Consider the following 7,445-nt stretch of genomic DNA (forward strand, 5'->3'; position numbering starts at 1 on the left):
GAACCCGCACGCTCGGCGACCTCGGCGGCGGCCTGCTGCGGCGTGGTCACGACGAGGATCTCGGCGTTGGGGATCAACTGCGCCACGGAGATCGCGACATCGCCCGTGCCGGGCGGCAGGTCGAGCAGCAGGACGTCGAGGTCGCCCCAGAAGACGTCGGCGAGGAACTGCTGCAGCGCACGGTGCAGCATCGGGCCACGCCACACCACGGGGGTGTTGCCCTCGGTGAACTGGGCGATGGAGATCATCTTCACGTCGTGCGCGACCGGCGGGATGATCATCCGCTCGACCTGCGTCGGCTTGGCCGACGTGCCGAGCATCCGGGGGATCGAATGACCGTAGATGTCGGCGTCGAGGACCCCGACCGACAGACCGCGCGCGGCCATCGCCGCCGCGAGGTTGACCGTGACCGACGATTTGCCGACTCCGCCCTTGCCGGAGGCGACAGCGTAGACGCGGGTCAGCGACCCGGGCTGGGCGAACGGGATGACGGGTTCGGTGGAGTCGCCGCGCAGCGACTTGCGGAGTTCGGTGCGCTGCTCGTCGCTCATGACGTCGAGGGTCACGCGCACCTCGCCCACTCCGGCGACGTCGGCGACGGCCTTGGTGACGCGCTCGGAGATCTCGGTGCGCATCGGGCACCCGGAGGTGGTCAGGTAGATGGCGACATCGACGCTGCTGTCGGCGCCGATCTCGATGCTCTTGACCATCCCGAGATCGGTGATGGGCTTGCGGATCTCCGGGTCCTGGACCCGTGCGAGCGCACTGCGGACGTCGGACTCACTGACTGCCATGACGCCCATGGTAGGCGGCAGAGAGGTCGCGTCCGGACACGGGTGCGGTCGTCAGTGGATGCGGGGGAGATCCGCCGGGCTCGGGTCGATGCCGGTGGAGTAGGCGGTCGACCAGGCGAGCACGTTCGCCACGTACGCCATCGAATTGTTGTAGCGGTGGATCGCCTTCGTCGAGTGCGCGAGGTTGCGCATGTCGAGGCCACCGTCGCACAGGTACTTCGCGGTGGTGAGTGTCGAGTCGTAGAGGTTCTGGGGATCGGCGACACCGTCGCCGTTGCCGTCGCCCGCGTACTGGTTCCACGTGGTGGGGATGAACTGCATCGGTCCGACCGCACGGTCGTAGACCGTGTCGCCGTCGAGTGCCCCGCCGTCGGTGTCGGGGATCGTGGCCTGGCCGGGCAGGCTGCCGTCGAGCGGCAGTCCGATCACGGGTTCGAACAGGTTGCCCTTGGCGTCGGCCTTGCCGCCGTTCGCGTGGCCGGACTCGACGCGGCCGATGCCGGCGAGAAGAGTCCAGTGCATGCCGCACGTGGGATTCTCCTCGGAGAGGATGCGCTCGGCGTTGCGGTAGGCGGCGTAGTTGATGCCGGGGATGCCGAGGGGGCCCTCGCGGAGGACCTCGGGCTCGGGTTCCGGTTCGGGAGCCGCCTTGAAGGTGCGCACGGGTGCCGGTTCGGGCTCGAGCATGATGGTCTGTACCGCTGCCACCGCTTCCGGAACCGCGCTCGCGAGGTCGGCCGTGCCGGCGGATGATGCGGTGGGCTCGGTCTCGTGCTGCGCCACTCCCATCAATGCTCGCGGCGACGCACCCGCCGTGGTCGCCGCCGCGGCGACCAGGCCGACCGGAACGAGTCCGGTCATTGCGATCACGGAATTTCGCCGAAGCTTCGAATCCGACGGTTTGGCGTGGCGGCCCAATGGATAACCCTCCCTCGGGTGCCTCGGAACGAGACACCTCCGTTACGTGCCGGGCCGAGGCTACAGCATTCGATGCTCTTCTGTTACGCAACCGTGATGTAACGGGAGTGCACGTGTGGGGACGTAGTCGATTCGTGCTGGTCGACCGCACCGCGAGGGGGACAGAAAGTCATGACGACACGCGCGTCGCGCGTGTCGTCATGACGGGGTGTGCCCGGGAGTCACCCGCAGAAGGCAGTTACTCGGAGAAGGCAGTTACTCGCAGAAGGCGGGGACCAGGCAGGGGAGCTCGGGTAACCCGGGCATCGGAGGCGGGGCCGTCTGCCCGGCGGGCGCCTCCTCGGCCGGAGGATCGGACGGCTGGGGCGGTGCGGCCGGAGCAGGTGCGGGTGCAGGTGCCGCTATATCCGCTGCATTCGGAACCGGACGCGCCGGAATCGGCGCGAGGTCGGCAGGCGCCACCTCGGCGGCCTTCGCGTACGCACCCGACCAGGTCCGGACGTTCGCGAGGAAGCCGGGAGACGGATCGAACGACGCCACCGCACGCGCCTCCCCGTCGGGCTCACGCAGGTTTCCGCCCGCCGCGCACATCCGGGCACCCGCGGCCAGGGTCGCGTCGAAGACGTTCTGCGGATCGGCAGTGCCGTCCGCGTTGCCGTCGGCGGAGTGCTGCTCCCAGACCGCCGGAGCGAGACGCATCGGTCCGAGCAGGCCCTCGGGGGTGACGATCGGCGTGGTCACGGTGCCCAGGACGTCGGTGCGACCTCCGTCCGCGTGCCCGGAGTTCAGACGCCCCACGGCGGCGAGCAGGTTCCACGGCAGGCCGCACTCGGGGGAATCGATGGCCAGCTGCATCTCGGCCGCACGATAGGCGTAGAAGACGAGTTCGGGGATCGCGAGCGGCCCCTCGCCGAGAACCGCCCCTCCTGCGGTCGGTGCCACGGCCGCGGGGGGAAGCTGGGCGAGTGGGTCGCTCGGGCTGCGCAGCGGCTGCGCCTCGCGCACCTCGCCCGGGACCAGACCGACCGCGGGAGCCGCGCTGGGCTCCGCCTCGGCGGACGTCGTCTCCGCGACCACCGTCGCCGACGACGCCGTCGCCGCCAGTCCGGCAGCGACGATCACCGGCATCGCCAGCGCGACCTTCCACCGCACGCGATCACCCTCCTCCGGTCGTCCCTCCGACTGTTGTGACGAAGGTTACAGAAGGATGTCGGGTTGTGTGCAACCGATCGTGCCGGACAACCGGGCGCGACGCGCGCTTCAGCGCCGGGGCGCGCGCATGCGCGGGCCGCCGGTGTCGTCCTCGTTCTCGTCGTCGACCAGCAGGGCGCGAAGATCGTCGAGCTCGCGACGCAGGTAGTCGCGGGTCGCGACCTCGCCCACCGCGAGTCGCAGGGCCGCGAGTTCCCGTGCCAGGAACTCGGTGTCGGCCTTGGTCTGCTCGGCGCGGGCGCGGTCCTCCTCCAGCGACACGCGGTCGCGGTTCTCCTGCCGGTTCTGCGCCAGCAGGATCAACGGGGCCGCGTACGCGGCCTGCGTCGAGAAGGCCAGGTTGAGAAGAATGAAGGGATAGGGATCCCACTGGAGTCCGACCGCGGTGATGTTCAGGGCGATCCACACGATGACGACGATCGTCTGGATGGCGAGATAACGGCCGGTTCCGAGGAACCGCGCGATCGACTCGCTGACCCGGCCGACCGCCTCGGCGTCGAAGTTGAACCGGAACCTCGACGACTGGGGGGTCTCGAGGCGCGAGCGGCCCTGCGTGCTGCGGTCACTCATCCTCGATGTCCTCCTCGCGCCAGTCCTCGGGCAGCAGATGGTCGAGCACGTCGTCGACGCTCACCGCGCCGAGCAGATGCCCCTCGTCGTCCACCACCGGACCGCACACCAGGTTGTAGGTCGCGAAGTACCGGGTGACGGTGGTCAGAGCGTCGTCGGGGGCCAGGCGCGGCAGGTCGTCGTCGACGACCCCTCCCACGAGGCTCGCAGGCGGTTCCCGGAGCAATCGTTGCAGATGGACGCAGCCGAGGTATTTCCCGGTGGGAGTCGCCGTGGGTGGGCGCACCACGAAGACCATCGACGCCAGGGCCGGACTCAGGTCCGGATTGCGAGCGCGCGCCAGGGCTTCCGCCACCGTGGTCGCCGGGGTCAGGACCACCGGCTCGGGCGTCATCAGGCCACCGGCGGTGTCGGGCGAGTGCTCGAGCAGGCGGCGCACCGACTCGGAATCCTCGGGGTCCATGCGCTGCAGGAACGACTCGGCGTCCGTGGCGGGCAGCTCACCGAGGAGGTCGGCGACGTCGTCGGGATCCATCGCCTCGAGCACCGCGACCGCCCGGTCGAGGCCGAGCTGGGTGAGCAGGTCGGTCTGGTCGTCGGCGGGCAGCTCCTGCACGATGTCGGCGAGGCGCTCGTCGTCGAGCGCTGCGGCCACCTCGGTGCGTCTCTTGATCGGCAGGTCGCGCAAGGCATTCGCGACGTCCGCCGGGCGCATGTCCTCGAACTGCAGGAGCAACTGCGCGACACCCTGTCCGGGCATCGACAACGCCTGCTGGGTGAGTCCGTGCACGTGCGGCCATTCCACGATGTGGATGGGGGAGCGGCGCGCGAGCCGGCCGCGATGCCGACGCACCGCGACCCGGGCGACGACCCAGTCGCGGGTGCGCATGAGCTCGAGTCCCAGATCCACCACGACGGCGTCGACACCCATCAGGTCCGGCAGCTCCGGGTCGTCGACCCGCACACGCGAATCGAGGACCTGCCCGAGGGCGAGCACCTCCGAGGGGCGCTGGGTGAACCGGCGCAGACTCACGTTGCCGGTGACGAGGGTGACCGCCCCCGGCTCGATCGCCGTCACGCGCAACATCGGTACGAAGATCCGTTTGCGGGTGGGCAGTTCGACGACGAGCCCCAGCGCACGAGGAGGCTGGCGCCCGATCCGTATGGTCAGCACGACATCGCGGACGCGGCCGATGGACTCGCCGTCGGGGCCGAGTACGACCAGTCCGGCCAGCCGTGCGACGAAGACCTTGCTCACTGCTGCCATGATTGTCAGGCTAGAGCGTGCCCACGCTGTTCCCGGAACTCGGAGGTCTGGTCAGGTCATGTCGTTTTCGTTCAGGCCCCGGAGGTCGGTGCTCGCGGTTCCGGGCAGCAGCCGGAAGATGATCGACAAGGCCAAGGGCCTTCCCGCCGACGAGATCTTCCTCGATCTCGAGGACGCCGTCTCACCGCTGGCGAAGGAGCAGGCGCGCACGACGATCGTCGAAGCGCTGAACGAGGACGGCTGGGGCGACCAGATCAAGGTCGTGCGGGTCAACGACTGGACCACGGACGCGACCTATCTCGATGTCGCGACGGTCGTCGGTGGTGCCGGGGCGAACCTCGACGCGATCCTGCTGCCGAAGGTGCCCGACGCGAGTCACGTGAAGGCGCTCGACCTGCTCCTCACGCAGGTCGAGAAGGCCCACGGTCTCGAGGTGGGGCGGATCGGCATCGAACCGCAGATCGAGAACGCCCTCGGGCTGACGAACATCGACGAGATCGCGACGGCGAGCCCTCGCGTGCAGACACTCGTGTTCGGCCCGGCCGACTTCATGGCGAGCATCAACATGCGCACTCTCGTCGTCGGTGAGCAGCCCGAGGGTTACGACGTCGGCGACGCCTATCACCACATCCTCATGACGATCCTCATGGCGGCGCGTGCCCACGGGCTGCAGGCCATCGACGGTCCCTACCTCCAGATCCGCGACGTCGACGCCTTCCGCCGGTCGGCGCAGCGCACCGCCGCGCTGGGCTTCGACGGCAAGTGGGTGCTGCATCCGAGTCAGATCGATGCGGCCAACGAGGTCTTCAGTCCCCGCCAGGAGGACTACGACAAGGCCGAGATGATCCTCGACGCCTACGAATGGCACACCTCGGCCGAGGGTGGCGCCCGCGGTGCCGCGATGCTCGGTGACGAGATGATCGACGAGGCGAGCCGGAAGATGGCCCTCGTGATCTCCGCGAAGGGCCGCGCCGCCGGGCTGCAGCGCACCCAGAAGTTCGAGCCGCCGGCCTCCTGATGGGACGACCGGTAAAAAGAACATATCGGGCGAACCAGTGCGGCGAGCCGGTCCTCGTCGAGGCAGAATGGGGACCGGCGCCGCGCCGCGACGGTCGGCGCGTATCGCGAAGGAGCCGAACGACATGACGAATCCCCTCGGACCCGGTCGCCAGGTACCCGGTCTGCCCACCCCTCCCACGGGCTGGCCCGTCGGTTCGTACCCTACCTACGTCGAGGCGCAGCGCGCGGTCGACCATCTCGCCGACCAGAACTTCTCGGTCGAGGACGTCACGATCGTCGGTGTCGATCTCATGCAGGTCGAGCGGGTCACCGGGCGGCTCACGTGGCCGAAGGTGATCGGCGGCGGCATCGTCTCGGGCGCGTGGCTCGGCGTCTTCTTCGGTCTGCTGCTCGGCATCTTCTCCAACGACTTCCTCGGCCCGCTGCTCGTCGGCCTGGTCGGCGGCATCGTCTTCGGGCTCATCTCGGCGACCATCCCGTACGCCGCGACCCGCGGCCAGCGCGACTTCTCGTCCACCATGCAGCTCGTCGCCGGCCGTTACGACGTGTTGTGCCAGCCGCCCACCGCCGAGAAGGCGCGCGACATCCTCGCCAAGCTCGCGATCTGATCGTCCGGTGGTCACGAGTCCGCCGAGGACGAGACTCGTCGCGGCCTGCCCCGCGCCACTACTGTCGATTCCATGCCCGATCTCGATTCGGTGGCCGACGCCCTCTACGGCCTCGACCCAGGCGACTTCGTGGCGGCCCGCTCCGAATTCGCGGCGCAGGCACGTGAAGCGGGCGACCGCGAACTGACGGTGGCCATCGGCCGGCTGCGCAAACCGACGGTCGCGGCCTGGATGGTCAACCTGCTCGCGCGCGAACGGGCCGACGAACTCGCCGCGCTGCTCGACATCGGAGCGGCTCTGCGCACCGCGCAGCGCCGACTGTCCGGCAGCGAGATGCGGACACTCTCCGAGCAGCGGCGCCGGGTGGTCGCCGCGCTCGAACGCGATGCCGGACGACTCGCCGCCGACCGTGGCCGCAGCGCCTCGGAGAGCGCCCTGCGGGAGGTCGGACGCACCCTCAACGCGGCGCTCTCGGATCCCGATATCGGCGATCAGGTCCGGCAGGGCCGGCTCGACGCGATCGTCGAGTCGGACGGTTTCGGCGACCTGTCCGCGATGCCGCTCACCGTCGTCCGCGGCGGGTCCGACCGGAAGGACGAGGAAGACCGGACGGCGTCGTCGCGCGAGAAGGCGGGGAAGCACGAGGATGCCGAGCGGGCCGCTCGGAAGGCACAGATCGACGAGGCCGCCGCCGCGCTCGACTCGGCGCGCAGCGCAGCCGAGGAGGCGCGCGAAGGGGCGGCGACAGCGGAGCGGGAACTGGCCCGCCACGAAGACGAGGTCGCCGATCTGCGGGCGAAGCTCGAGCACGCCGAGCAGCAGCGCACCTTCGCGCGTCGTGCCGCGGTCGAGGCGAAGAAGCGGGTGGTGGCCGCCGAACGCGCCGTCTCGGCCGCGGAAGCGCATCTGGCGCGGACGAAGAACTGAGCGGTCAGGGCTTCGTCCGCGCGACGAACCGGCGCTGCCAGGGCGTCTCGACCGCGCGCGGATGGTAATGGCGGCGCACGAAGTCGACGGCTTCGTCGGGGGAGAGGCCGTCGAACACGGCGAGGCATG

General features: G+C 69.8%; 8 protein-coding genes and 1 pseudogene. 3 read left to right on the forward strand and 6 right to left on the reverse strand.

Going from position 1 to position 7,445, the window contains the following annotated elements; all coding sequences use genetic code 11:
* From R1101_RS0112320 to R1101_RS0112340, 5 genes are all read right to left on the reverse strand, one after another.
* Nucleotides 1–794: P-loop NTPase (locus R1101_RS0112320; RefSeq protein ID WP_026003195.1), on the reverse strand; the 794-nt coding region annotated here is incomplete at its 3' end.
* A gap of 51 nt (nucleotides 795–845) precedes the next feature.
* Nucleotides 846–1,712: a lytic transglycosylase domain-containing protein gene (locus R1101_RS0112325; protein WP_026003196.1), complete on the reverse strand. Its 867-nt coding sequence runs from the start codon at nucleotides 1,710–1,712 to the stop codon at nucleotides 846–848.
* A 255-nt stretch (nucleotides 1,713–1,967) separates the two neighbouring features.
* Entirely contained in the window at nucleotides 1,968–2,864 is an 897-nt protein-coding gene (locus tag R1101_RS0112330) for a hypothetical protein (RefSeq protein WP_016933727.1), read from the reverse strand.
* A 108-nt stretch (nucleotides 2,865–2,972) separates the two neighbouring features.
* Nucleotides 2,973–3,494 carry a DUF1003 domain-containing protein gene (locus R1101_RS0112335; protein WP_016933728.1) on the reverse strand — a complete coding sequence of 174 codons (522 nt, stop codon included), beginning with the start codon at nucleotides 3,492–3,494 and terminating at the stop codon, nucleotides 2,973–2,975.
* A complete protein-coding gene (locus R1101_RS0112340; RefSeq protein WP_016933729.1) occupies nucleotides 3,487–4,761 on the reverse strand; it encodes a magnesium transporter MgtE N-terminal domain-containing protein in 1,275 nt (424 codons plus the stop codon). Before R1101_RS0112340 ends, R1101_RS0112335 begins: the two co-directional genes overlap by 8 nt.
* Before the next feature lie 58 nt (nucleotides 4,762–4,819).
* Between R1101_RS0112340 and R1101_RS0112345 the strand changes: the two genes are divergently transcribed.
* The 3 genes from R1101_RS0112345 to R1101_RS0112355 all read left to right on the forward strand — a co-directional run bounded on the left by R1101_RS0112345 (nucleotide 4,820) and on the right by R1101_RS0112355 (nucleotide 7,316).
* Entirely contained in the window at nucleotides 4,820–5,779 is a 960-nt protein-coding gene (locus R1101_RS0112345; RefSeq protein WP_026003197.1) for an HpcH/HpaI aldolase/citrate lyase family protein, read from the forward strand.
* Between the two features lie 124 nt (nucleotides 5,780–5,903).
* Entirely contained in the window at nucleotides 5,904–6,389 is a 486-nt protein-coding gene (locus R1101_RS0112350) for a general stress protein (protein WP_026003198.1), read from the forward strand.
* A gap of 72 nt (nucleotides 6,390–6,461) precedes the next feature.
* On the forward strand, nucleotides 6,462–7,316 hold the full coding sequence (locus tag R1101_RS0112355) for a hypothetical protein (RefSeq protein WP_016933732.1): 855 nt from the start codon (nucleotides 6,462–6,464) through the stop codon (nucleotides 7,314–7,316).
* Between the two features lie 4 nt (nucleotides 7,317–7,320).
* Here the strand turns inward: R1101_RS0112355 and R1101_RS31390 are convergent.
* A pseudogene (locus R1101_RS31390) lies at nucleotides 7,321–7,445 on the reverse strand (protein phosphatase); the annotation flags it as partial.

The sequence above is a fragment of the Rhodococcus sp. R1101 genome (genome assembly GCF_000278445.1).
GTDB classification, from domain to species: domain Bacteria; phylum Actinomycetota; class Actinomycetes; order Mycobacteriales; family Mycobacteriaceae; genus Rhodococcus; species Rhodococcus gordoniae.